The following is a 26,747-nucleotide window of genomic DNA, read 5'->3' as shown; positions in this document are numbered from 1 at the left end:
AATTTTAATGTAGGTTTAATTTTGTTTAAATTATGTTTTTTGCTTTTTCTTTTTTGCTGCTGGAAATAATACGTTATTAAGTATTAACCTGTAACCTGGTGATGTTGGATGCAAATCTAGTTCGGTTTTAGCATCTCCTACTCTGTGTTGATAATCTTCTGGATCGTGACCGCCATAAAAAGTAAAAAAACCCTTTCCTTTTATACCGTGTATATATTTGGCCTCTCCATTTACTTTGGTTTCTCCCATTACAAGAACATTTGTTTTTATTTCGTCTCTTTTAAACGCTGTGGTTTGCCCCATAAACCCTTTTACTAAAGCTGTATGGTTTTGACATAACATTGTTGGAATTGGATCCCATTTTGCTGAATATTCCATTAGGGTAAAATAATCGCTAGTTTTAGGAATTCTGCGTTTAGAAGTCATATCAATTGAAGAAAACTCATAAACTAATGGACTTCTTTCTAAAGTAAAATCTGTAAAAGCAAATGTTTTATTATAATCTATTTTATTTTGATATCCCGCATCGCTTCCGTCGCCATCAAACATTGGCTCACAAATATCCACACCTTCTGCAGACAATGCAATATCAAAACTATCTGTAGCACTACACATGGCAAACATAAAACCACCGCCTACAACGTAATTTCTAATTTTTAAAGCTACAGCTAATTTTTCTTCAGATACTTTTGCATAACCAAAACGTCGGGCTCTGGACTCGGCTGTTTTTTTTTCTTCAATATACCAAGAGGCGGCACGGTATTGGGTGTAAAATTTACCGTATTGCCCTGTAAAATCTTCATGATGTAAATGCAACCAATCGAAAGCTAAAAGGCCATCGTTAAGCACTTCTTCATCGTAAATTGTTTCATAAGGAATTTCAGCATATTTTAATACCATGGTAACAGCATCATCCCAAGGTTGCTTACCATCGGGTGTATAAACTGCTATTTTTGGCGCTTTTTCTAAGACCACAGCATCCATATTTTTACTTGGACTACTTATTTCTTGTAATATACTTTCGGTTTTACTATTCGATATTACTTCAAAAGAAACTCCTCTTATTTTACACTCTCTTTGAATATCATCGGTATCTGGCAATAAAAAGGAACCTCCTCGATAATTTAATAACCATTTAACTTTCAGCTGCTTATTAAGCGTCCAATACGTTATTCCGTAGGCTTTTAAATGATTTTTTTGCGAATCTGCATCCATAGGAATAAGGATATAAGACGCATAAGAATTGATACAAACGCATAAAAATATTAATAGTAAAATATTTTTTTTCATGAGGTAAATATAAACATTTAATGCCACTACACTAACTTAACGCGTAGGGCAAAACCTTATTATAATGAGGTAAACATTGGTTAAGTAAAGGTTTTAGGTATTCTGGAAAGTCTTCTATTTTTTTAGAATATTTAGCAAAGCCTGTGCTTTTATGCACATTGCTATACCAATATTTTGCCCAAACACCATCTTCTGGCCTTGCACCTGCTTCCCATGATAGCATATTTGTATCGAATTTAATATTGGCTTTATTACATAATGCCTTTAACACACCTTCTGGATTTAGCAATAGCTTTGTAGAATCTATAACTATTGGTATTATATTTTGGTTTTCAAAATAGGTTATTAATTCGCTATGTTGAGCATAACCAATGTCATTAATAGTTGGGTTTTTAATAACTTTAGCAAAGGAAGGAATCATTTCTTCGGGATGTCTGGTTAAAATAACATTAACGACGTTTTTCATAAAATCTCGATTTAAATCGAGTAAATGATGAGTCATGTTTTTAAAAAACAATACCGGTTTACTAGATTCTGCCATCATATTTTCAACAACTTTTTCACCGTTATTTTCCATTAACTTTAAAATATCAATAGATCCAGGGTGATATTCTTTAGCTGGAGTTTTATTTAAATAGTGTGCATACAAAGGTTCATCAAAAACCTTAGTATCTTTTCGTTGCGCAAAAGCATACATTAAAGCTGTTGAAATATTTCGCGGACCAGACCACAAACATATTCGCGTAATATCTGCCATTTTTATTTACTATTTATAATGTACAATTTTATTAATTCGTTGTATAAATCGCTAAGTTTTCTGGTAAAGTCTCCATAGTTTTTATTACCTATTGGCCTACCATCTATTTTTGTTACGGGCGTTAAACCTCCAAAAGTTCCTGTTACAAACGCCTCATCTGCTCCATAAACATCGAAAAGCGAAAAATTCTTTTGTTTACATATTATGTTATTTTTTTCGCATGCTTCTATAACTTTTGCTCTGGTAATACCATTCATGCAATATTCTCCAGTAGATGTCCAAACTTCATTATTTTTAATTATGAAGAAATTGGTGGCATTACAAGTAGATACAAAACCGTTAATATCTAACATTAAAGCTTCATCTGCACCAGCTTCTATAGCTTGTACTAAGGCTTGAACTTCGTGGAGTTTGCTGTGACAGTTTAGTCTGGGGTCTAGGTAATCTGGCGAACCCCTTCTTATTGTACTTGTAAATAGTGTAATTCCTTTTTCTTTACTTTCAATTGATGCTTGTTTAAATTCTGGAACTATTACTACATTTGGCCCAGAGATGGTTAATCTTGGATCTTGCGAAGGTGTTTTTTTAATACCTCTGGTTATCATGATGCGCACATGAACATCATCATACATGTTATTTATTTTTAAAACTTTCCAGACTTCGGCTTCAAGTTCTTTTTGTGTAAACGGAAATTGCATACCTACTGTTGCTGCAGCTTGCCATAATCTTTCAAAATGATCTTCTAAAAAAACCAAAACACCATTATGTAAACGTAAAGCTTCCCATATTCCATCGCCCACTAAATAACCACTATCAAAAACCGAAATTTTGGCATCTTCTCTAGAAAAAAAATCGCCATTAATATAAATTTTAATGTCTTTATTTCTGCTATCTTCTAAAGCATTATGAGTTCCATGAACCATATATTTTTCTTTTTATTTAATTGAAAAAGAAAGGTAATAAAACTAGAAGATTAATACTAAGAAATTAAATCTGATATTTGTTTAGTACTTGGAAATTGCTCGAAAATAATTTTAAGAAATACGGTTATTGGAATAGCCATTATTAAACCAGGTATTCCCCAAATAAATCCCCAAAACATAAGCATAATTAAAACGGTAATTACATTTATAGAAAATGATTTTCCCATAAAAATAGGTTCCAAAATAGCACCAAATAATACTTGAACACCTGTAATAGCTATAACAAATAAAAATAAAGTACTCGTAGGATCTAACTCAACAAATGCAAAAATGGAAAGTGAAATAACAGAAATAAAAGATCCGACCATTTGCACAAAATTAATAACAAAAGCAAAAAGACCCCAGAAAATTGGGAAACTTACATCAAAAAAATAACACGCTAAACCTGTGCCAAGTCCTGTTAAAAAGCTTACTAAAAATTTGACTTTAATAAAAGTATTAAGTTCTTTTTGAATTTTGCCATAGGTCAATAATGACGTGCGCTTTTGTTTTAATACCACTTTGTTTAATACGTCGTGCATATTTATAGACTCTGCCAATAATAATACCACGAAAAACACAGTCATTAAAACACCTGTTAAAAATTTATTTAAAAACCCAACTGTTGTACCTATATTTTCTTTTTTTATGAATTGAGATAATAAGCTTTTATCTCTATCTATAACCAAACCAAAGGTTTTTTCTAAGTAAATTGCTGCTTGGTTAAGCTTAATTTCTGCTTCTGTAAAAAACGTAGTATCGCTAGATAAAATTTGTTTACTAGATAGCTTTATAAGCTCTACACCAATAGCTAAACCACAAGAAATTAACATAAAAACAATAAGAATACTTATTACTTTAGGCACTTTTCGTTTAGATAAGCCACGCATAATTGGCAAGAATAACAAAGCTATAAACATTGCAAACACCAAAGGAATAAATATAAAGGATAAAACTTTTAACAAATAAAACACTATGGGTATAACTATAATTAAAAGTAAAATATTTGTTGTTTTACGCTCGTTTAGCATAGTAGGATTTAGTTTTTATTATGGGGTAAAGTAATTTTAAAACGGAACCTCATCGTCATCAGCATCGTTTAATGCGCTACCAAAAGCTTGGTCTGGGGTTGCACTAAAATTACTTGCCGAGAAACCATCGCTAGGTCCTTCGTTCATTTTAGAATGGAACTCGAAAGGAGAATCGAAATCATCTAAGTTGTCAAATTTACCTAAATGACCTAAGAATTTCAACCTAATATTTTCTAAACCACCATTACGGTGTTTTGCTATAATAAATTCGGCTTGTCCTTCTGTAGGCGATCGTTCTTCATCATCCCATTCATCAATTTTATAATATTCCGGACGATAAATAAAACTCACAATATCGGCATCCTGTTCAATTGCTCCAGATTCACGTAAATCTGAAAGTAAAGGGCGTTTGCTGCCACCACGAGTTTCTACTGCACGCGATAACTGCGATAAAGCTATTACAGGCACATTAAGTTCTTTTGCCAATGCTTTAAGGTTACGGGAAATCATAGAAATTTCTTGTTCACGGTTACCTCCATGACTTGTTCCTCCTGTCATTAATTGCAAATAGTCAATCATTATTAGTTTAATATCATGCTGTGATGCTAAACGTCGTGCCTTTGCGCGTAAATCGAATATTGAAAGTGATGGTGTATCATCAATAAATAGTGGTGCTTTTTCTAAACTCTTTACTTTAACGTTTAGTTGTTCCCACTCATGTTTTTCTAGTTTTCCTGTTCTTAATTTTTCTGATGATAATCCTGTTTCACTAGAAATTAAACGCGTAATTAACTGTACAGATGCCATCTCTAATGAAAAAAATGCAACAGCTTGATTTTGATCTACAGCAATGTTTCTTGCCATAGATAAAGTTAAAGCTGTTTTACCCATACCAGGACGTGCAGCCACAATAATTAAATCGGATGGTTGCCAACCTGAAGTTAATTTATCTAATTTGGTAAAACCTGTTGGAATTCCACTTAAACCTTCTTTATTAGAAATTTCTTCAATTTTCTTTTTGGCTTGAATTACTAACTCTTGAGCTGTTTCACTTGATTTTTTAATGTTTCCTTGGGTTACCTCGTAAAGTTTAGATTCGGCTGTATCTAATAAATCGAAAACGTCTTTAGTTTCATCGTATGCTTCTTCAATAATTTCGCTTGAAATTTTAATTAAACTACGCTGAATATATTTTTGTAAAATAATACGAGCATGAAACTCGATATGTGCAGAAGATGATACTTTTTGCGTAAGTGATATTAAATAAAAATCGCCTCCTGCCAACTCTAATTTTGCATTCTTTTTTAACTGCGAAGACACTGTTAATAAATCTATTGGCTCACTATTTTCAAATAACTGAAAAATGGCTTCAAAAATATGTTTATGTGCTTCTTTATAAAATGCGTCTGCGCTTAAAATATCTATAACCTCATCAACTCCTTTTTTATCTATCATCATTGCACCAAGAACAACCTCTTCTAAATCAAGAGCTTGTGGTGGTATCTTTCCTTTTTCTAAGCTGATTAAGGTGCTTTTATCAACTTTATATCCTTGTAATTGATTAGGTTGTTTCATAACTACGAAAGTAAGTAAAAAGATGTATTGTTAGCTTAAAAATGTAATAGGTTTGTTCACTAGAGATTAACAATTTAACTGTTAATAACTTAAAAAAATTGTGTATAAGTATAAAAAAAGAACTGTCTAAAAAATTGTTTTACAGTTTAAACTTCAACTACTATTAGAAGAAATTTTAAAACAAATTGAAAATCATTTTTAAACGCTCTTAATATTTAATAGAGCAATAGATTTTCGTCTTTTTTAGACAGCTTTTTTATGATATTACTAAAAACGAGTTTAGTCTTTATAAACTCCCATTTGAGAGTATTTTTCCATACGTTGATTAATTAAATCGTTTGTAGGTATGGTTTTTAAAGCTTCAAAAGTTTTAACTATTTTATTGCTTACAGTTGTAAATGTTTTTTCTCTATCTCTGTGAGCACCACCTACCGGCTCTTTTATAATTTCATCTACAACTTTTATTTTTTTAGCATCTGTAGCTGTTAGTTTAAGTGCTTCTGCTGCTTGCTCTTTATATTCCCAACTTCTCCATAAAATAGAAGAACAGTTTTCTGGTGAAATTACAGAATACCAAGCGTTTTCTAACATTAGCACTTTATCGCCAACACCTATACCTAATGCTCCTCCAGAGGCGCCTTCTCCTATAATAATTGAAATTATAGGTACTTTTAATCGAGACATTTCTAAAATATTTCTAGCAATAGCTTCTCCTTGTCCGCGTTCTTCTGCCTCTAAACCTGGGTATGCACCTGGCGTATCTATAAATGTTACCACAGGAATACCGAATTTTTCGGCAGACTTCATTAAACGAAGTGCTTTACGGTACCCTTCCGGGTTTGCCATTCCAAAGTTTCTATATTGTCTGGTTTTTGTGTTATAGCCCTTTTGCTGACCTATAAACATAAAACTTTGGTCGCCTATTTTACCTAAACCACCAACCATGGCTTTATCATCTTTTATATTTCTATCGCCATGTAACTCTAAAAAAGAATCGCCACAAATAGCCTTAATGTAATCTAAGGTATAAGGACGATTAGGGTGACGAGATAATTGTACACGCTGCCACGGCGTAAGGTTTTTATATAAGTCTTTTTTGGTTTCAATAAGTTTTTTTTCGATTTGTGAGCAAGTCTCTGTAACATCGACTTCACTTTCTTCACCAATTATTTTACACTTATCTAATTGATCTTCTAGTTCTTTTATTGGGAGTTCAAATTCTAAATATTCCATAAGAATTTTTTAATGTTTGTTTAAACTTTGGTTAGCGTACAAATATAAAAACTTTATAGCTTTTATACGTTAAGTATATTTTCTTTTTAACTTTCTTCTGTATTTTAAACTGGCATTAAGTAGCACAACCGTGAGTATTACTGCTGCACCAATGTAAAAATTAATTGTCATTTTTTCCTTTTCTGGAAATAAAATAACAGCTAATATAATACCATAAACAGGTTCTAAATTATAGGTTAAAACTACGGTATAAGGGCTTATATCTTTCATAACATAAATAGATGCAATAAATGCATAGGTAGTACAAACCGAGGCTAAAATGAGTAAATAAATTAAATCGGATGAGCTAATTTGAAAGAAATTTAACGAAAAGCCTCCTTTAAAAATAAAGATATAAATAGATATAAAAATAATACCGCTTATAAATTCGTAAAATGAAATGGTGGTTGCTGAATGTTTTTTTAAAAAGCTTCCGTTTAATACGGCAAATAAGGAAGAAAGAAAGGCTGAAACAATACCTAATATAATACCTGATAAATATTTAATTTCTCCTTGCGTAATTATAAAGACACCCAAAACAACAATAACCCCAAAAAGAATTTCATACCAAACAATTTTTCGTTTATAAATAACAGGTTCTATAAACGAGGCAAAGAAAGCTCCTGTAGAAAACATTGCTAAGGCAATGGATATATTAGCCACCTCTATAGCGCCAAAAAATGTTATCCAGTGCAGAGCAATTATAATACCTGCTATGGCTAATTTAAAAATTGATTTGGGGCTAACTTTTAAATTGATTTTAGCTACTTTAATGTAAATAAACATAAAAATAGATGCAAAAACCATACGGAACCAAACCAATGGAACTGCAGATATTGATATTAACTCCCCTAATATAGCTGTAAAGCCAGCAATAAATACTAAAACATGTAAATGTAAGTGGCTTTTTAAATTAGCGTTTGGCATTATATAATAAGTAAATCGCTAAAAAACTAAATATAAAATTTGGAAACCAAACGGCTACAATTGGCGGAAAGTCTGATTGCTCTGCCATTACACCAAAAATTTTATCAAAAAACACGAAAACCATAGCTATACAAATACCCATAGCTAAATTTACCCCCATACCACCACGCCTTTTTATGGACGATACCGCTACTGCTATTAAAGTTAATATAAATACTGATACTGGTAAACTCCATTTGCGATATAATACCAATTTAAAACGCCCCACGTTAGATGACCCTCTGGATTCTTCTTTAGCAATAAATCGTTTTAAATCGCCATACATTTTGGTTTCGGCAGCATAAATTTCAGGAATTAAATCGTCTACTTCAAAACTAAAAACGGTGTCTTTTTTCTTTACTATTTCTAGTTCATCTTCATTAACTCCTATTTTTCGCTTTACATAATTTGTTAATGTATATGTAGAGTCTGCCTCATTATATACAATGTTTGATGCAGACATTTTGTATTTTAATTGATTATCTTCAAAATGCTCTAAAGTAAAGTTAGAGCCTTTGTTTCGTTTTACATCAAAATAACTCACATAAATAATATCGTTATCGTTTATTTGCCTGTAAACATTTGTATTTTCAACAACACCTTTGTTTCTTTTAAAATATTTGTAGCTAAAGTTATTGAAACCTTCACTAGCTTTAGGCGCTAAAAATAAGCCTAATACAATAGCCAAAATAGCTACAATACTTGCTCCAATCATGTACGGTCTTAAAAACCGATAGAAAGATACTCCAGAGCTTAAAAAGGCTATTACTTCTGTATTGTTGGCCAGTTTAGAAGTAAACCAAATTACTGATATAAATAAGAATAACGGAAAAAGTATGTGCGCAAAATATATTGTAAAATCTAATAAATAAAGTAATACTTCGTTTAAAGGCACTTCGTTTTCTAAAATTTTACCAATTTTTTCGGCTAAATGCACTGTTATCCCGATAGGAATAAAGAGCAAAAGCATCATAAAAAAAGTAAATAAATACCGTTTTAATATGTACCAGTCTAATATTTTCATTTGCTGTAAACCGTGTTAAAATTACGGCATTATTGTATTATTAGTTCTATACTAAATAGTAACATAGTTACATTGAATTACAAACGTTTATCCATTTGCTTAACCATTTTATCTTTCCAGGTAGCAAAATCTCCTGCTAATATATGTTTTCTTGCTTCGCGAACCAACCATAAATAAAACCCTAAATTATGTATAGTTGCTATTTGCTTACCTAGTAACTCGTTAACTGTAAATAAATGCCTTAAATATGCTTTACTGTACTCGGTATCTACAAAAGTTATTCCCATTTCATCAATTGGCGAAAAATCTTCTGCCCACTTTAAGTTTTTAATATTAATGGTACCGTGCGCTGTAAACAACATACCATTTCTAGCATTTCTTGTTGGCATTACGCAATCAAACATATCTACACCTAACGCAATATTTTCTAAAATATTGATTGGTGTACCTACACCCATTAAATATCTTGGTTTATCTTCTGGTAGAATGCTGCACACCACATCGGTCATGGCATACATTTCTTCTGCAGGTTCTCCTACAGACAATCCCCCAATAGCATTTCCAAAAGCTCCTGTGTTGGCAATATACTCAGCAGATTGTTGTCTTAAATCTTTATACGTACTTCCTTGGACTATAGGGAAAAATGCTTGATTATACCCGTATTTTAATGGTGTTTTTTCCAGATGGTTTATACATCTATCTAACCATCGGTGCGTCATATGCATGGAGCGTTTGGCATAATTATAATCGCATGGGTAGGGTGTACACTCATCAAAAGCCATGATAATATCTGCACCAATAGTGCGTTGAATTTCCATAACATTTTCTGGTGTAAAAGTATGGTAACTCCCATCTATATGGCTTTTAAACTTTACGCCTTCCTCTTTTATCTTTCGGTTAGCAGAAAGAGAGTATACTTGATATCCACCAGAATCGGTTAAAATATTACGATCCCAGTTCATGAATTTATGCAAGCCTCCAGCTTTTTCAAGCACCTGGGTTTGGGGTCGTAAATACAAATGGTACGTATTACCCAAAATAATATCTGGGTTTATATCGTTTTTAAGCTCGCGTTGGTGCACCCCTTTAACTGTAGCCACTGTGCCTACAGGCATAAAAATGGGTGTTTCTACTATACCATGGTCTAATGTTAACTTACCAGCCCTTGCCTTACTTTGAGAATCTTTCGCTTTTAATTCAAACTTCATTATTGCTTTATCTATACTCTATCCATACTGTATCCATACTGTATCCATACTTTATCTATACAGTTTCTATTGAGGATGCAAATATAAAAACTGAAAGTTGAAAACGATTGTTATCGTTTCTTTTTATTCGTAATACTGGATAAAACTTTTTAAATTTAATGGTTACAAATCGTATAATATCTTAATGCTATCACACTGTGTATACATAAGTTATATTGTATTTACACAAAATAATATGTGTTTGGCAGCGTTTTTGATTATATAAACGAAATCTTAAAAAAACGAACATTATGAAAACATTACTCTTAGCTTTGGTAGCGATGATAAGCATTACTGCTTTAACTCACGCACAAACCGCAAACGGATTTGGTATTAAAGGTGGTATTAATTATGGGGCTAACGGCGATTATTTTGATTCTGCAGCCAACTCTTACGAGCACCCCGACCGAAACATTGGTTACCATTTTGGTATTTTTGGTAAAGTTGGTAATCGTATATTTTTTAGACCCGAGTTGGTTTATACCAGTACAAAAAGTGATTACCGCGACGACTCGTTTAGTATGCAAAAGCTTGATGCTCCTTTATTATTAGGTGCTAAAATTATTGGTCCTCTTAATGTATTTGCTGGTCCATCTTTGCAATATATCCTAGATTCTGAATTTGATGATATTACCTTAGGTGAAATTGAAGAGGATTTTTCTGTTGGTATAAACTTTGGTATTGGGTTACATTTAAAACGCTTTGGTATCGATTTGCGCTATGAACGCGGATTTAGTGACAACGAAGCTGATTTTTTAAATAATAATGATAGGCTGGACACTAGACCTGATCAACTTATTTTAAGTTTATTCCTTTTACTTTAATTAAAACGACTATTTAAAAGTTTAATCCTTATTTTTTGAAGTGCTGATTATCTGAAGGATTGTTGTTATTCTCATGGACTTTAACCTACTTCATTGAGTAACGATGTATTTTGACTGAGGCTGTATGGGGAGATTAGGGTTTCGACTGCGCTCAACCTGACAAAAACTAATACTCAATCTGATATCATATTTTGTGCTCAACTTGATATTTTCTTTGTTTAATTTGACTATTGGATGATTGATTGAAATATATTTCTTAAAATTAGGTTTCGACTGCGCTCAACCTGACTACACCTGCTTATAACGTAACTTAGTCAGCATTCTACATGACATTGTATTTGTCCCTCAAGTTGATGTTTTTACTTTTCTTAACTTGACTTTTTGATGATTGATTGTGGCTGTGCTAAATGATTGGGGTTTCGACTGCGCTCAACCTGACGTATTAACTAGCTATTAACATGGCATTGGTCTTTATTGAACTTGAATATCAGATGATTGATTAAAATATATGCATGTAAGATTAGGGTTTCGACTGCGCTCAACCTGACAGAATAACTAATACTCAACCTGACGTATTAACTAATGCCCAACCTGACGTATTATATAGCGATCAACCTAACATAAAACCTAAAGGTCAACCTGTCATAGTAACTAAAAATTAGCTTGACACGACACAGTCTTGTAAATCATAATAAAATTTGCTTTTAGATCGTCTATTTTTATTTAATACTTATTTTTGAGGCATAAATGGTACATGTTTTATGAGAATAGATAAGTATTTATGGTGCATTCGTTATTATAAAACGCGAAGTTTAGCCACAACTGCCTGTAAAAAAGGCCATATTAAAATTAATAATGCTCCAGTAAAACCCAGTCGTGAAGTTTATGCACAAGACACTATAGAACTACGAAAAAATCAAATTAATTACAAATTAAAGGTTAACGATATTCCTCCAAACCGGGTTGGAGCCAAACTTGTTGACCTTTACCGAACCGATCTTACACCCAAAAGTGAATTTGAAGCTCAGGACCTGTTAAAATACTCTAAAGATTACTATCGTAAAAAAGGCACCGGAAGGCCTACCAAAAAAGATCGACGTGATATTGATGATTTTTATGATGAAAATGCCTAATTTTATACTTTAATTTTACAACTTACATTTATGAACGTGAAAACTAATGTCATCCTTAGTCATGAAGAAATTAATGACAAAATAAGACGCATTGCTTTTCAAATATACGAAACCAATGTTTACGAAACTGAAATTGTTTTAGCAGGCATTTATAAGAATGGTTATATTTTTGCAGCGCAATTAAAACAAACATTGGAAAGTATTTCCGATATTTCTGTCATCCTTTGTCAGGTTAATATTGACAAAAAACATCCACTTGCAAAAATTACCACTTCAGTTCCTCCTGAGGTTTATCAAAATAAATCGGTCGTTTTAGTTGATGATGTTCTAAACTCAGGCACCACCTTAATATACGGAGTTAAGCACTTTTTAGATGTGCCTTTAAAACAGTTTAAAACAGCAGTATTAATTAACCGAAATCACAAGAAATATCCTGTAAAAGCCGATTTTAAAGGGCTTTCACTATCTACCTCCTTACAAGAACACATAAGTATTGTTTTAGAAGGCAACAGCTATAAAGCCGTTTTAGAATAAGGTAGCCACCATTTCGGTTACAATCTCCTTTTTTGATTTATTATCGGTAGAAATGACCACTTCCGCCCTATTATAGTATGCCGATCTTTCAAACAAATGTTTGCCTATGAATTCCGTTAACTCTTCTTCGGTCTCAATATGAGCTATCAAGGGTCTTTTAGCCTTCTTTTTCATTAATTTTGTCACCAATTTAGGCAAAGACGCTTTTAAATACACACTTTTAGCTTTTTCTTGACTTAAAATAAGATCCATGTTATTTCCAAAGCATGGCGTCCCCCCACCTAGAGATAAAATTATTTTATCACTGGTATTTAAAATTTCCTTTAAATATTCTGTTTCTTTTTTTCTAAAATAAATTTCGCCTTTGTTTTTAAAAATCTCTGTTACTGTCGCTTTTTCTTTTTCTTCAATAACATCATCCAAATCTACGACGTTGTAATTTATTTTTTCAGCTAATTTTTTACCAATAGTTGACTTTCCAGAAGCCATATACCCCATTAAAATTATTATCATTTTTTTCGTTATAAATTGATTATTAAAAACATAGAATAAGCGGGTGCAAAAAAACGAAAAAAAAATTAAAAAAAGTATTGTTTAATTGAATAAAGGTTCTATATTTGCACCCGCAAACGCAAACAACGCCTTGCAAGACCGGGTAGCTCAGTTGGTAGAGCATCTCCCTTTTAAGGAGAGGGTCCTGGGTTCGAGCCCCAGCCCGGTCACAAAAACCTTGTTAGTTTTAACAAGGTTTTTTTTTGTCAAAAATTATAATAAATTCTATTTTTAGCAAAGCTAAAAGCGCACGTGGCGGAATTGGTAGACGCGCTGGCTTGAGGGGCCAGTATCCGTTTAGGATGTGGAAGTTCGAATCTTCTCGTGCGCACAAATTTATATTATACTTTGTTTAATTTTTCTCCTCAAAAGTTTCATTTGATTTAAACACTTCTTTTTACCCCTGTTTTAGTTCTCTTGCAGTTGTTCTTTAAAGCCTTTAAAGCTCATTAGTATCATTACTCCCTCTACGATAGCTCCTCATGCATTGATTTCTTACATAGGAACCTGTTATTCATTACCCGTAAAATCTTAAAAGTTTCTTAATGTAATTCGCTTCACTTGACTTAATTTTACTATTTTTAGAGCTAAATAAACTAAAAAATAAAATAAATGAAAGTAGCTTTAATAACAGGAATTACGGGACAGGACGGTTCTTACTTAGCTGAACTTCTGCTTGAAAAAGGCTATATGGTTCACGGTATAAAACGCAGATCTTCTCTTTTTAATACCGATCGTATTGACCATTTGTACCAAGATCCTCATGACCCTAACCAACGCCTTAAACTTCATTATGGAGACCTTACTGACTCCATGAATTTAACCCGAATTATACAAGAATCTCAACCCGACGAGATCTATAATTTAGGGGCGATGTCTCACGTAAAGGTTTCTTTTGACTCTCCTGAATATGTTGGAAACGTTGACGGCCTGGGCACCTTACGCATTTTAGAGGCTATCCGTATATTAGGCTTAGAAAAGAAAACCCGAGTATATCAAGCCTCCACGTCTGAATTATACGGGGGTTTACCAGAAAATAAGAACGCCAAAGGGTTTTACGACGAAAATTCTCCTTTTTACCCACGTTCTCCGTATGGTGTTGCTAAAATTTACGGCTTTTGGATCACCAAAAACTATCGCGAAGCCTATAATATGTATGCCTGTAACGGTATTTTATTTAACCATGAATCTCCAAGACGAGGCGAAACCTTTGTCACTCGTAAAATTACTCGGGCTGTAGCCAAAATAGCTTTAGGCTTACAAGACAAAGTCTATTTAGGCAACCTAGAAGCTCAACGCGATTGGGGCCACGCCAAAGACTATGTAAGAATGATGTGGATGATTCTACAAGCCGAAAAAGCAGAAGATTGGGTTATTGCCACTGGAGTTACTACTACAGTGCGTGATTTTGTACGTATGGCTTTTCTTGAAGTAGGCATCGCTCTAGAGTTTAAAGGTATTGGTGTTGATGAAAAAGCTTATGTTAAAGCTTGTCATAATGACGATTACCAATTAGAAATTGGCAAAGAAGTTCTTTCTGTAGACCCCACCTATTTCCGTCCTACCGAAGTAGACCTATTAATAGGTGATCCCACCAAAGCGAAAGAACAATTAGGTTGGGTACCAGAATATGATTTAGAAGCATTGGTTAAAGATATGATGGCGTCGGATATTAAATTGATGAAAAAAGATGTAGACTTATTAAAAGCCGGACACAACATTTTAAAACAAATAGAATAAAGGTTTTAAAATTTAATTGTAATCAATTTATTAATTAGTCAGTACATTTTAACATGGAAAAAGATTCCAAAATTTATATTGCCGGTCACCGTGGTTTGGTAGGTAGTGCTATTTTAAAAAACTTAAAAACCAAAGGCTATAGCCGTTTTATTACCCGAACCCACAAGGAACTGGATTTAACCAATGCCACTGCTGTAGCTACATTTTTTGAAACAGAAAAACCAGATTATGTTTTTTTAGCTGCCGCTAAAGTCGGTGGTATAGTAGCCAATAACGTTTATAGAGCCGATTTTATTTATGATAATTTAAGTATTCAAAATAATGTCATCCATCAAAGCTATTTACACGGCGTAAAAAAGCTTATGTTTTTAGGGAGCACTTGTATATATCCTAAACACTGTCCGCAACCTATGAAAGAAGATTATTTACTTACGGACACCTTAGAATACACTAACGAGCCTTACGCCATTGCTAAAATAGCGGGCATTAAAATGTGTGAAAGCTATAATATCCAGTATGGCACCAATTTTATATCGGTTATGCCTACCAATTTGTATGGCCCCAACGATAATTTCGATTTAGAAAAATCGCATGTTTTGCCCGCCTTAATTCGGAAAATGCATTTGGGAAAAGCATTATTGAATAATGATTTTAATTCCATTAGAGCCGATTTAAACAGAATGCCCATTGAAGGTGTTAGTGGCGCCTCTTCAGAAACCGACATTTTAAGCATTTTAAATAAATACGGTATTCAACAGCATAATGAAAGCGTACAGCTAGAAGTTTGGGGAAGTGGCCAACCTATGCGTGAATTTTTATGGAGTGAAGATATGGCTGATGCCTGTGTTTTTTTAATGGAGCAAAGACATTTTAGTGATTGCTTTGATGCCAGCAATAAAGAGATTCGAAATACGCATATTAATATTGGTACAGGACAAGATATTAGTATTAAGGCTCTGGCAGAACTCATAAAAAAGTTAATTGGGTTTGAAGGCAGCCTTTTCTTTAACACTGAAAAACCTGATGGTACCATGAAAAAGCTCACCGATCCCTCAAAACTTCATGCGTTAGGATGGCGGCATCGTATGGCATTGGACGCTGGTATTAGAGCGATGTATGCGTGGTACACCCGATAGGCTATTCACCTAAAATTAGTATCTCTAAACTATTCAAAGGTGCACTCTACTAGTTTAATTACCAAATCATTAACAAAAGACCTGATGTTTTATTATAATCAAAACCATCAGGTCTTTTTCTTTAAAAATCGATAAAAATAAGAGTTCGCAAAAGAAAGCTATTAAAACTCAATTTTTATAGTTAATTTTAGCCTCTCTCCCGAATTATAACATATTAATTAAAAACCTATTAGCTCATTATCAATCTATACTATTTTTATTAAAAAAAAGTTAATAAATAAGATCTAAATTAAAAAAGCAAACGTAAATCAAAGACATTACACTCATTTTACCGAAACCGACTACCATCAAATGCATTTCATCGAAAAAATACATATTTTCAACGATTTTATTTTTTTATTTAATATTATTGCAGTGTCGTTTTAAAAGATTAAAATTTTGAAGTCCAATAATTTATGTACCCGCTTTGTTTTCTCCTTTATGGTTATCAGTCTGTCTTTACTAAGTATTCAAGGTCATGCTCAAGCCTATGCGCATAGTATTAATGCCTCAGGACAAAGTACCCGTATGGCTTCTGGATCGATTTCGTATTCTATAGGTCAGGTTTTTTATACACTAAGTTCAGATACTGATCATCATATTAATGCCGGCATACAAGATCCTTCTATTTCCTTATCTAGCAGTAATCAAGATTTAGATGTAGATGTAGCCACCGAAGTTGCTATGCGTATTTACCCTAACCCTACTCCGGGTGCCGCCACGCTTAGCAGTGAAGGTTTAGATTTTACTAAATTAAATTCATTCCGAATTTTCAACTACCAAGGTCAGCTTATACACAGCGAAGTCATTTCACAACAACGTACTCCAATAGAATTAAGTTATTTAGCCAGTGGTTTATATCTTATTCAGATTTTCGTGGATGAAAAATTATGGAATACCATCAAACTATTAAAACAATAACCCTATGAAATACGTACACTCTATTATCCTGTTTTTGTTTTTATCGCTATCCGTTTTTTCTCAAACCCCAGAAAAAATGAGTTATCAAGCTGTTTTGAGAGCCAGTGATTACAGTTTGGTCAGCGACTCGAATGTGAGTCTTAAAGTGCTTATACGTCAAGATTCACCAGATGGCCCCGTTATATTTGAAGAAACTCATCAAACGACCACGAATGCTAACGGCTTAGTTTCTTTAGAAATAGGATCTGGAAGTGCTGACATTGGCAGCTTTAGCAGTATTGCTTGGGAAGCAGGCACTTATTATGTAGAAACCCAAACCGATGTTACTGGTGGCAGTAACTACAGTATCATAGGTGTTAGTCAGCTTTTAAGCGTGCCTTATGCCTTACACGCCAAATCTGCCGACACCATTACCGGAAGTGTTACTATAGCCCGAGCTCTTGTTATTGATTTCACCGAATCTAGATCTGTACTTAGCAGTGATATTCATAATACCATTGCTTGTACCCGAGATGCGATTTATACTTTAAGTGCCAATTTTACAGCCATGGCCATTGGAGACACTATTAATTTAGAAGCTCATAATGGGGCCACATTAACTGTTCAAGCCGACAGTGGCGTTACTTTAAATTATGTGGCTTCAGGTACAGGCACTTTTGCAAGTACTTCTGGTAATGTTCGATTTGGAATGCTTAGAAAATCTGGTGACAATGCCTATATAATTTCGGGACAATGATGAGACAGTTATTTCTATCGGTTTTATTACTAACCAGTGCGGTTAGCTTCTCTCAGAATTACTTTTATTCATTGGATTCTGGTGAACGTGCAGATACCCAACCGCCTACTTCGCCAACGGAACTGGTAGCTAGTAGCATTACAGCAACCACCGCTACCCTATCTTGGACGGCTTCCACTGACAATGTCGGGATTAGCGGCTACCATATTTATCAAAACGGCCTTCTTTTTACTACGGTAGGCTCTGTTAACACGTATGCGCTTACCGGGCTAAGCAGTAACACGACTTACGATTTTAGTGTTCGTGCCTTTGATAGTGCCGGCAATTTGTCTGCCCTTAGTAACACGGCAACTTTTATTACTTTAACAGGTAGCACTGGAGATACCGAAGCCCCATCCGCCCCCTTAAATTTGGTTGCTAGTAGTATTAGTGACAATACCGCTGCGCTTTCATGGACGGCCTCCACGGATAATATAGGGGTAACTGGCTATGCTATTTATGTTAATAATACGCTTTTTACTTCAGTTGGGGCTGTTAGTAATTATACGCTTACCGGACTTAGTCCTGAGACGAACTATACGGTATTTATCCGCGCTTTTGATGCGACTGGTAATACCTCTAACGCTAGTGATACTATAAACTTTAGCACTTTAATCGCTATTGATACCGAAGCCCCTACAGTACCCTTAAATTTGGTTGCCAACCCTATTACTGAAACTAGCGCTACACTTTCGTGGACCGCCTCTACGGATAATATAGGGGTTACTGGCTATGACATTTATGTTAATGATACGCTTTTTACTTCAGTTGGTGCTGTTAGTAGCTATACGCTTACCGGACTTAGCCCTGAGACGAACTATACGGTGTATGTACGCGCTTTTGATGCGGTTGGTAATACGTCTAGTGCTAGTGATTCTGAAAGTTTTAGCACTTTAAGCACAACAACCTATACTTCAACTCGCTTTATAATAATGGGTGCCTCCATAATGTATTCATCATTTTATTTTACAGACCAAATGAAATCTACTACAGAATCAGCTTATCCTGGAGAAACTGTAGAGTATTATAACCACGCTAGCCCTGGGCAAACTATTGGCAGTTACCAAAATGGGGTTGATGATGTTTTAAGTAATTATACATACGACCCAACAATAGATACTTATGTAATAGTAACTCTAGGAGGTAATGACAGAACAAATAGTGGAAGATGGGATACTTTAACTGAAACTAAAAAAACAGAATTAAATGACGATTTAGATTATATAATTTCAGCTATAGAATCAAAGGGATTTAAAATTGTTTTAAATGATTTATGTTTTAGAAATAATGATAGATTGGCTTATGATGATGAATCTCATGGTATTCTACCATACAATGAAAATTTAATAATCCCTAAAATATTAGAACACTCTAGCGATTATGCTTTTGATGATGGGCAAAGTTATTGGCAATTATATCCATTGATATATAATGATTATGATACTTTTTTGAGTGATGATAATATACACCCATCTGGAACCGGGTATTCTGCAATTAAAGATGCTTTTATAAATACAATATGTAAAAAAATTTTTACAGGTGTAGCCCCGGAAAAAATAGAAAAAGATGTAGCAAACACACCAATATTATCAGAAAACATGCCCAGCGAAATCGATTTTCAAGCTGCCACTTTATATCCATTAAGCGGTTCAAGTATTTCTGGGTTACAGGATGCTATAGATACTTATGGAACTATAAGACTAGAAGCTGGCGATTATGGTCAAGACGCAGGTACAATCTATTTAGACAGCAATGACAAAATATATGGCGTAATAAATACAACCTTAATGCCAGATATTGTAGTAAAAAGAGGTAGCAGCGGTATTTTATTAGATGGTGTTAATTATGCAGATATTACAATAGAATCAGGTGCTTCTGTAAACAATAACACTTTTAAAAACCTTAGAGCTGTAAATATATCATTCGAAAATGCTGTGTTTGAAGAAAATAAAATAACAAACCTTAATGGACGTTTTGATTGGGATTGTACTACCAGTGGCTATTTTAGAAATAATAACATTATTAAACACTGGCCACATGGTGGACATCCTCAAATCGAATGGCGTGGAAATTTAAACACACCAAGCTACAGTAATTTACAAATGTGGGTTAATCATTTAACCCCTTCCGGTGATTCTGGAACTTATTATGATGTAGAAGATATAACTATTGTAGGGTTAGATGCTGAGGGTTGGAATTTAACAGACCAAGGTGATAATGCTATGACTTTTGTTACTGGTGCTGATAAAGTTATTCTAACTGATATAAATGGAAGTAATGGTTATAGTGAGAGTTACACACCTGTTTTTGATATTCAAGCCGATAATCTAACTATTTTAAAAAACAACATAGCAACTTTTGGTGGTAATGATATTATACAAGCAAACACTAATGCTTATTTACTTAATAACAAAACAGACTACACAAAACTTGGAAGTGGGTTTGATATATTAGCACATGATAATGACCGCAAATTATACTACAATGGCTCGTTACAAAGCTCAACAATAACAGATGCTACTATAAAATCTAACTTTATAAATATTATAAAAAATACTCGATTAACACCAATAGACCGACCTAATTTACCTAATATCCCTAACCCAACAGGCGCTTCGTGGGCTACAGATAGAAACGATCAAACAGATAGTACAAGTTATATACAGGGCTTAATTGATGCTGATGGTATTGCTAATTTACCTGAGGGTATTTACTATATCAGTTCAACACTTCATATTGATAATGAAGAGGGTATTATAGGAGCAGGTACAGGTAAAACAGCTATAGTAGGTATGACCGATGATTTCCCTTTAATTACCTTCAAGTCTAACGGCACTAATAAAAAAATTCATTTACGAAGCTTAACCTTGCAAGGAGGTCAAACAGGGGTGTATATACGTCCTTTAACATTTGGTACTAATCTTATGGTTACAAGTATGGTTTGGCAAGATGTGGTATTTAGAAACCAAACCAATGGTATACATTTATATCGTTTTTTTGGATTAGATAATAATTTCTTTGAAAATGTAAACTTTATTGACTGTACCAGAGGTTTGTATCAAGAAAGAAATCCGGCGTCTAACACTACTCAAAGTGATATTATGTATATAGACAAGACTGTTTTTTATAATTGTCAAATTATTAATTGTGATGTTGGTTTTAGCATGGTTGCTGGACGACCTAATAACTTAAACGCCTGGATAGATTGTGAATTTGATGGTAATGGTGTTGCAGTAGATATGTATTTAAACAATGCCCCAGTTTTTATAAATTGTGATTTTACTAATCATACTGGAAGTGCTGTAATTACTCAACAAAGCCCAAGTAGTTTTTATTCTTGTAATTTTAGTAATAATAATACAACCACCGTTTTTGATATTTTAAAAATTTATGCAGAAGGCTGTAATTTCAATGATAACATACCATTAATGCAAGACGACAACAACCCTATTGAAATTTATATAATGAACAGTACAATTACTGGTGATTTAGGTACTGTTGATAATGGCGTGTTAAGCAACACCACTATGAGTTCGGTTAGTTCACTAAATAAATTTTTAGTAAATATAGAAGAGGGAGTGTCCAGTGTTATTATAGATGAATTACCAGACCCTTACCCGCAATTTTTAGTTACACGCCCTTAAGTTTTTGGTTCATAATGTATTGTTATTTGTTTCATTTAAGATAAACGTTATGATGACTAAAACTACACTGTTTTTTTAATACGTTCGACTATTTTAAAAATAGGAAAACCTAAAAATATCTTTATTTTAATTTTTTTATAATACTTCTTCTAATTTTCCAAGCTCTTTTTAGCTTGTTTATATTCGTTTTACAATACTTCTTTTTCCAGTTTTTGGTTGTATAACCTAACCAAGATCGATAACCGTTATGTATTATTTTTCCTACCATATCCCAAGGTTTCGGAGAACCTATAAAATGAATGATTTTATCCTCTAGATTATGGGCTTGATTTTTACCTGGTAACCAAGCTGTATTAAATTTGCTAGGTAATCTCTCAAATTGCCCATTACTCACCGCATTTAGCAAGGTTTGATCGTGAGATGTTAGGTCTAATGGATATTTTTCAATTAAAGCTTTAACTTTGGCGTTGATGTTGTATATTCTCCATTGTTTTAAATTAAATAATATTACCCCTGAATTAAAATAGGCCGTGGTATCCTTCCACTTTAATTTGTCTAAAAAAAATCTTTTATCAAGGGTGTATGTTATGGTTGATCCGTATACTGCCGCTAAAATTTTTTCATTGAAATTAAATTCCTTTAACTCCAGTACATCTAATAGGACCAGCAAGTCTGCATCTAAATAGAGTGCTTGATCTTCGCTAGGTAGTAATTTAGGAATTAATAGGCGACCATAACAGGTATAATCGCCGTGCAATGCCTTTAAATGACCAAATTCTTTTTTTGCATCAAAATCTATAAACTTAGCCCTTCCAGTGAAATTTTCATTAACTAAAAGATTTTTTATATTCTGCTTATCATGAGTGTTTATATCAGAACACAAAAACACTAGGGCTAAGTCAGCGTTATTGGAACAATTGCGAATTAAAGAAACGAGGGTTGCCCCCAAACCTGTCAGACCAAATTTATTAATACTGAAGACTATATTCATTTTTCATTAGTTTTATAAGCCTTAGTAATTCCTATTTTAATTTTTATTCATTACTTGTTCAAAATCTTTCATCACACTATTTATATCTAAGTAGCGTTTGGCATAGTCTCGTGCATTCTGTTTTATCTCTTCATTATTTTCGCCGTTTAAGGCTTCTGCTATTCCTGTGTTTAAAGCCTCTTGATTTTCGGCTTCAACTAGCCTTCCCATCTTATACTTTTGGGTTAAGGCATATAAACCTGAATCATTATTTGCCGTAATAAGAGCTAGTCCTCCCACTGATAAAATGGTTGTTAGTTTTGATGGCATGACCAAGTCGCTGGCTTTTGCTTTTTGAATTACTAGATGGAGGTCTGCCATATTTAAAAAGGCATTAAACTTTTCAAAAGGTTGCAAGGGCAAAAAGTGTACATTTTCAAGGCCAAAATTTTGGCTTAGCTCTTGTAGTTTTTCTTTATAAGGCCCTGTACCACAGATTACAAATTTTATATCTGGTTGGTTTTTTAAGGTTTCGGCTGCATAAATTATGCTCTCTAGACCTTGTTTTTCTCCAATGGCTCCAGAATATAGCACCACCTTATCGTTAGCTTTGAAGCCGAATTCCGTTTTTAAGTCCTCTTGATTAATTAAGGGCTTAAAAAACTCGGTATCGGACCAATTGGGAAATAAGATGACTTTCTTTTTTGCTTTTGCTTGTACTTTGGATACCATTTTTTCTGAAATGGTACTTATTATATCGGTGTGTTTAAAAATGAAACGTTCTACTGCAAACAGTATATCCACCACTTTTTTAGAGCTGATCATGTTTAAATCTTGAGCCGCCTCAATTTGCATGTCTTGAATGTGATAGACCGATTTCCCTCCTCTTATCCATTTGTAAAAGCAGCCCAAAAGGCCAAACTGAAACGAGGGCACTACAGTCATTACCACATCGCTTTTTTTGGAAAACAACAACTTTAAAAGTTGAATAAAGGCCGAGAGCATAAAGGACAAATCTAACATCATACGCTTTTTCCCTGTAGGTTCTTCTGGTACATACATGGGGCATCTGTAAGTGGTAATTCGACCACCTGAGCTAAACTCTTCTTTTTCTTTAGTATACCAAAATCGTTTTTTATAATAAGGCTCTTGTACTTTCCAATACGGATAATACGGATAAGTTGTTATTACAGTACATTGGTAGCCGTGTTGGGCTAACCACTGTATCATTTCGCCAGAGTATTTACCAATACCTGTTGGCTCTGGTGCAAAATTATAGCCAATTAATAAAATACGTTTTGTTTTAGCTTCCATTTTTTAGTTTTTTATACGCTATTCTCATACGTCTTAATACCTCAATCATTATTAGTCCGAGTGCCGCACCAACAGCTCCCCAAAACACATCCTTCCAATCGGCTGACCGCAGTGGTAATGCCAATTGTCCCAATTCGGCTATGGCTACTAGCCCCACTAAGCCCCCCCATATGATTAACCAACTTTTAGCGTTCCTTTTTCTATAGGTTATTAGATATAGACCAGCCAGCCCTCCTAAACAGACTAAAGGCACCGCTGTTCTTATATTATCATTTTCATGTTTGTCTGCCCAGACTGCTATTCTTTTAGGTACAAATTGATTTAATTCCAATCTTGGGCTATTAATCCAGCTGAAATACAGGACGACTAGCACTCCAAATATAAATATGCCCCACCAAAACAGAAACCGCATGTGTAAAAAATTATTTTTCGTTATTACTTAACTCCTTAATTTTACAATAAATTTGTGTAAAATATGCCTTTTTTAAAATGGCGAAGGCAAAACCTGTAGCCCCATCTTTCCAACCGCCGTAAAACACAAAACTTCCTATAAAATAAACAGGGCCTATTAATGCCGATTGCATGAGTTTATATTTTATTTTTTGCTTCCAAGTCCATTTTGCTTTGGCCGCTTCATCGTTTATGGTTTTTATATAGCGGTAGGCTTCCCAAGAGGCATATTCGTTATGCTTATTCATATAATGTGATACCCCTCTAAAATCACGATGATCAATTTTAGATTTAATATATCCTATTTCTCCTTTTAAAATGGGGTGTTCATGAATTTCCATGTCTAGATTACTCCATTTGTCTTCATCAATTCTTTCGTACTCGCCTGCTCCCACTTGAAATAGGGCCAATTTATTTAAGGGGTAGCCTCCTTTTAATTTTTTCCCCATAAAATAGATGGTATAATTTAACCAAAAGCCAACTGCTTGGGTTTGTTTTAATTTTGCCCGGAGTTCGGTTTTAAATTCTGGGGTTAGATATTCGTCAGCATCCAGAAATAATACCCATTTTGTTGTTAGATTGTAATTACGTAAAAACCAATTTCGTTTTTTAGGGAATTTACCATCCCAATTAAAATTAACCACATCAACATCTTGAGATTTTGCTATTTCAATGGTCTTGTCAGTACTTCCTGAGTCTATAATTACTATTTGTTTGGCCAAGTCCTTTCCAATAGCCTTAATACAGCCCAATAAATTCTTTTCCTCATTTTTTACAGGAATGGCAATGGTTAAATTTAATACTTTATTCATCGTATATTTTACTTAGATATCTTTATGGAATTACTATGAATTGAAATCGTATTTATGCACAATATTTTCAATTTACTATCTCTCTTTTTTTAATAAATTTTGCTGGATTACCTCCGACCACACACCACGGTTCCACATCTTTAAATACTGAAGCTGTAGCACCAACAATAGCACCTTCTCCAAGAGTAACCCCAGGACCTATAAATGCTCCGGCTGCAACCCAAGCCTTTGATTCAATATTAATTGGAGCTAAAAATAAGTCATGATTTCTTTTAGTATAATCATGACTAGAGGCACATAAATAAGCCTTTTGGGAAATTGTGGCATTCTCCCCAATGGTTATCTTTCCTTGATTATAGCAATCAACCTTTGGCCCTAGACATGAAAAAGGCTTCATTTCGAGATTCCAGGGTGCCCATATCTTCACATTTGCATAAACCATCGCATTCCAAGATATTTGTGCGCCAAATACTTTTAATATAAACACTCTATATTTTTTAAAAACTCTTGGCATAAATGGTTTAAACAAAAACATGTCAACTAATAGCCATATTACTCTTTTAAGTTTATTTGCTAAAGAAAACTTATGTCTGGTTTTGGTCATATTTACACTCATACTTATATTCGCTATGGTTTTGTTATTTTTTAAGAACTTTTACTAGATATTGTATTGAGTTTTGAATTTCTCCAGAAAGTATATTTTTGACAGCATCAAAATCAATATCATTTATGGTGTCCAAATCCACATGTGTTCCCTCTTTTAATAACCTATGCTTTAAGCCTACTATATTCATTAAACTTTCTTGCCTACTGTTATTATTTTTACTGTTGGGGGTAATGGTGTAAAATGGTTTTTCAAAAATTAAAGAAAAGATACTACCATGAAAAGATGTGGTTAAAACAAAAGCAGCCTTACTGTATAAGCCCAAGAATTCTAATGGACCAAAATCTCTAATATTAATCATTTTAGAATCCGATTCTAAAGGCATTTCATTTTTACAAATCCTAATTATTTTATATCCTGTACGTTTTTGAATTTTATAAGCCAATTGTTCTGCATAAGTGTTTCGTTTAAAGATAAAGAATAAAATGTAAGGCTCATTAGTGTTATAAGGCACCATAATGTCTTCCCATTCTTTTTTTGATAATAACAAGGTTGGGTCTACTACATGCTCTGCACTTTTACCTGTAATTTCTTTAATGATTTTAACCCCATCACTTTCTCGAGTGCTTAAATAATCCAAGTTATTTAACCAGGCATTATAAGTTGCATGTAAACTAGTGGGGATCTCTGAAATTCCGAAACTAGAGGCGTACGCTATTTTATTCACGTTATCAGGAGCAAATGTTAAGAAATAAGGTTCCAGATTAGTACCGTTATTAGGGTTCCAAACTTGATCGCTACCAACTATAACATTATCGTAATTATGATTGGCCTGATATAATTCTGAAAAACTTTTAAATGTTTTTGATACCTGTGTGTGTTTTTTATGAAACTCAGCAAAGCGTTGTTTACGTATTTTCGCTATTTTAGGATAGCGTAAGGCACTGTACTTGTCTATCCAAGCTAAAATAGCATCCTTTAGCTTGTTCTTGTAATTGGTTTTTAACGGTTTTGATTTTTTTTCATGTTTATAGGCTGAATTTTTGTAGTACAAGTAGTTGATTATTTCGTTTTCGTAGCCTAGCTTTTTTAACTTATGATGCAATGCAAAGGCTTGCAATTCTGCGCCATAATTGTTTACATTTAATATGGTTATTATTCCTGTCTTTTTCATT

24 protein-coding genes and 2 tRNA genes are annotated in these 26,747 nt (G+C 33.6%); 10 read left to right on the top strand and 16 right to left on the bottom strand.

The window, feature by feature from the left end; all coding sequences use genetic code 11:
• Window positions 1–30: 30 nt before the first annotated feature.
• From LG649_RS09245 to tgt, 9 genes are all read right to left on the bottom strand, one after another.
• Complete coding sequence (locus LG649_RS09245) at window positions 31–1,290, bottom strand: asparagine synthetase B (protein WP_226543542.1); 1,260 nt, start codon at window positions 1,288–1,290, stop codon at window positions 31–33.
• A 31-nt stretch (window positions 1,291–1,321) separates the two neighbouring features.
• Window positions 1,322–2,047: a sulfotransferase-like domain-containing protein gene (locus tag LG649_RS09240; protein WP_226543541.1), complete on the bottom strand. Its 726-nt coding sequence runs from the start codon at window positions 2,045–2,047 to the stop codon at window positions 1,322–1,324.
• Between the two features lie 2 nt (window positions 2,048–2,049).
• Window positions 2,050–2,970, bottom strand: a complete 921-nt coding sequence (locus tag LG649_RS09235; protein WP_226543540.1) for an aminotransferase class IV — start codon at window positions 2,968–2,970, stop codon at window positions 2,050–2,052.
• A gap of 56 nt (window positions 2,971–3,026) precedes the next feature.
• A complete protein-coding gene (locus tag LG649_RS09230) occupies window positions 3,027–4,040 on the bottom strand; it encodes an AI-2E family transporter (protein WP_226543539.1) in 1,014 nt (337 codons plus the stop codon).
• Window positions 4,041–4,076: 36 nt separating this feature from the next.
• A complete protein-coding gene (dnaB, locus tag LG649_RS09225; RefSeq protein WP_226543538.1) occupies window positions 4,077–5,615 on the bottom strand; it encodes a replicative DNA helicase in 1,539 nt (512 codons plus the stop codon).
• 279 nt (window positions 5,616–5,894) lie between these two features.
• Window positions 5,895–6,848: an acetyl-CoA carboxylase carboxyltransferase subunit alpha gene (locus LG649_RS09220; protein WP_226543537.1), complete on the bottom strand. Its 954-nt coding sequence runs from the start codon at window positions 6,846–6,848 to the stop codon at window positions 5,895–5,897.
• Between the two features lie 69 nt (window positions 6,849–6,917).
• The gene (locus LG649_RS09215) at window positions 6,918–7,814 is read right to left on the bottom strand and encodes a DMT family transporter (RefSeq protein WP_226543536.1); all 897 of its coding nucleotides are present in this window, start codon (window positions 7,812–7,814) and stop codon (window positions 6,918–6,920) included.
• Window positions 7,801–8,877 (bottom strand): LptF/LptG family permease, encoded by a 1,077-nt coding sequence (locus LG649_RS09210; RefSeq protein WP_226543535.1) that lies wholly within the window; start codon window positions 8,875–8,877, stop codon window positions 7,801–7,803. Before LG649_RS09210 ends, LG649_RS09215 begins: the two co-directional genes overlap by 14 nt.
• Before the next feature lie 77 nt (window positions 8,878–8,954).
• On the bottom strand, window positions 8,955–10,085 hold the full coding sequence (gene tgt / locus LG649_RS09205; RefSeq protein ID WP_226543534.1) for a tRNA guanosine(34) transglycosylase Tgt: 1,131 nt from the start codon (window positions 10,083–10,085) through the stop codon (window positions 8,955–8,957).
• A gap of 290 nt (window positions 10,086–10,375) precedes the next feature.
• Between tgt and LG649_RS09200 the strand changes: the two genes are divergently transcribed.
• The 3 genes from LG649_RS09200 to LG649_RS09190 all read left to right on the top strand — a co-directional run bounded on the left by LG649_RS09200 (window position 10,376) and on the right by LG649_RS09190 (window position 12,615).
• A complete protein-coding gene (locus LG649_RS09200; RefSeq protein WP_226543533.1) occupies window positions 10,376–10,948 on the top strand; it encodes an outer membrane beta-barrel protein in 573 nt (190 codons plus the stop codon).
• A 761-nt stretch (window positions 10,949–11,709) separates the two neighbouring features.
• A complete protein-coding gene (locus LG649_RS09195) occupies window positions 11,710–12,081 on the top strand; it encodes an RNA-binding S4 domain-containing protein (protein WP_226543532.1) in 372 nt (123 codons plus the stop codon).
• Window positions 12,082–12,111: 30 nt separating this feature from the next.
• Window positions 12,112–12,615, top strand: coding sequence for a phosphoribosyltransferase family protein (locus LG649_RS09190; protein WP_226543531.1), 504 nt, complete (start codon window positions 12,112–12,114; stop codon window positions 12,613–12,615).
• Here LG649_RS09190 and LG649_RS09185 read toward each other — a convergent pair.
• Window positions 12,607–13,128 carry a shikimate kinase gene (locus LG649_RS09185; RefSeq protein ID WP_226543530.1) on the bottom strand — a complete coding sequence of 174 codons (522 nt, stop codon included), beginning with the start codon at window positions 13,126–13,128 and terminating at the stop codon, window positions 12,607–12,609. The genes LG649_RS09190 and LG649_RS09185 overlap by 9 nt on opposite strands.
• A 136-nt stretch (window positions 13,129–13,264) precedes the next feature.
• On the opposite strand from LG649_RS09185, the gene LG649_RS09180 reads away from it, so the two are divergent.
• From LG649_RS09180 to LG649_RS09150, 7 genes are all read left to right on the top strand, one after another.
• Window positions 13,265–13,337: transfer RNA gene (locus LG649_RS09180), tRNA-Lys, on the top strand.
• Between the two features lie 76 nt (window positions 13,338–13,413).
• Window positions 13,414–13,498, top strand: a tRNA-Leu gene (locus LG649_RS09175).
• A 281-nt stretch (window positions 13,499–13,779) separates the two neighbouring features.
• Window positions 13,780–14,907, top strand: a complete 1,128-nt coding sequence (gene gmd / locus LG649_RS09170; RefSeq protein WP_226543529.1) for a GDP-mannose 4,6-dehydratase — start codon at window positions 13,780–13,782, stop codon at window positions 14,905–14,907.
• A 53-nt stretch (window positions 14,908–14,960) separates the two neighbouring features.
• Window positions 14,961–16,043, top strand: a complete 1,083-nt coding sequence (locus LG649_RS09165; RefSeq protein WP_226543528.1) for a GDP-L-fucose synthase family protein — start codon at window positions 14,961–14,963, stop codon at window positions 16,041–16,043.
• Between the two features lie 480 nt (window positions 16,044–16,523).
• Window positions 16,524–17,003, top strand: a complete 480-nt coding sequence (locus LG649_RS09160) for a T9SS type A sorting domain-containing protein (protein ID WP_226543527.1) — start codon at window positions 16,524–16,526, stop codon at window positions 17,001–17,003.
• A gap of 4 nt (window positions 17,004–17,007) precedes the next feature.
• Entirely contained in the window at window positions 17,008–17,739 is a 732-nt protein-coding gene (locus tag LG649_RS09155) for a hypothetical protein (protein WP_226543526.1), read from the top strand.
• Window positions 17,739–21,422 carry a fibronectin type III domain-containing protein gene (locus LG649_RS09150; protein ID WP_226543525.1) on the top strand — a complete coding sequence of 1,228 codons (3,684 nt, stop codon included), beginning with the start codon at window positions 17,739–17,741 and terminating at the stop codon, window positions 21,420–21,422. Before LG649_RS09155 ends, LG649_RS09150 begins: the two co-directional genes overlap by 1 nt.
• A 121-nt stretch (window positions 21,423–21,543) precedes the next feature.
• On the opposite strand, the gene LG649_RS09145 is transcribed toward LG649_RS09150, so the two are convergent.
• The 6 genes from LG649_RS09145 to LG649_RS09120 form a co-directional block, all read right to left on the bottom strand.
• Window positions 21,544–22,413 (bottom strand): glycosyltransferase family 8 protein, encoded by an 870-nt coding sequence (locus LG649_RS09145; protein ID WP_226543524.1) that lies wholly within the window; start codon window positions 22,411–22,413, stop codon window positions 21,544–21,546.
• Between the two features lie 36 nt (window positions 22,414–22,449).
• Complete coding sequence (locus LG649_RS09140) at window positions 22,450–23,706, bottom strand: WcaI family glycosyltransferase (protein ID WP_226543523.1); 1,257 nt, start codon at window positions 23,704–23,706, stop codon at window positions 22,450–22,452.
• Window positions 23,696–24,118: a VanZ family protein gene (locus LG649_RS09135; protein WP_226543522.1), complete on the bottom strand. Its 423-nt coding sequence runs from the start codon at window positions 24,116–24,118 to the stop codon at window positions 23,696–23,698. Before LG649_RS09135 ends, LG649_RS09140 begins: the two co-directional genes overlap by 11 nt.
• Before the next feature lie 10 nt (window positions 24,119–24,128).
• On the bottom strand, window positions 24,129–24,968 hold the full coding sequence (locus tag LG649_RS09130) for a glycosyltransferase family 2 protein (protein ID WP_226543521.1): 840 nt from the start codon (window positions 24,966–24,968) through the stop codon (window positions 24,129–24,131).
• 67 nt (window positions 24,969–25,035) lie between these two features.
• Window positions 25,036–25,572: a putative colanic acid biosynthesis acetyltransferase gene (locus LG649_RS09125; RefSeq protein WP_226543520.1), complete on the bottom strand. Its 537-nt coding sequence runs from the start codon at window positions 25,570–25,572 to the stop codon at window positions 25,036–25,038.
• 34 nt (window positions 25,573–25,606) lie between these two features.
• The gene (locus tag LG649_RS09120; RefSeq protein ID WP_226543519.1) at window positions 25,607–26,746 is read right to left on the bottom strand and encodes a polysaccharide pyruvyl transferase family protein; all 1,140 of its coding nucleotides are present in this window, start codon (window positions 26,744–26,746) and stop codon (window positions 25,607–25,609) included.
• Window position 26,747 lies beyond the last annotated feature (1 nt).

The sequence above is a fragment of the Neotamlana laminarinivorans genome (genome assembly GCF_020523925.1).
In the GTDB taxonomy this organism is placed as follows: Bacteria; Bacteroidota; Bacteroidia; order Flavobacteriales; family Flavobacteriaceae; genus Neotamlana; species Neotamlana laminarinivorans.
The sequence above is the reverse complement of the archived record's forward strand: the minus strand, read 5'-3'. Positions and strand labels throughout refer to the sequence as shown.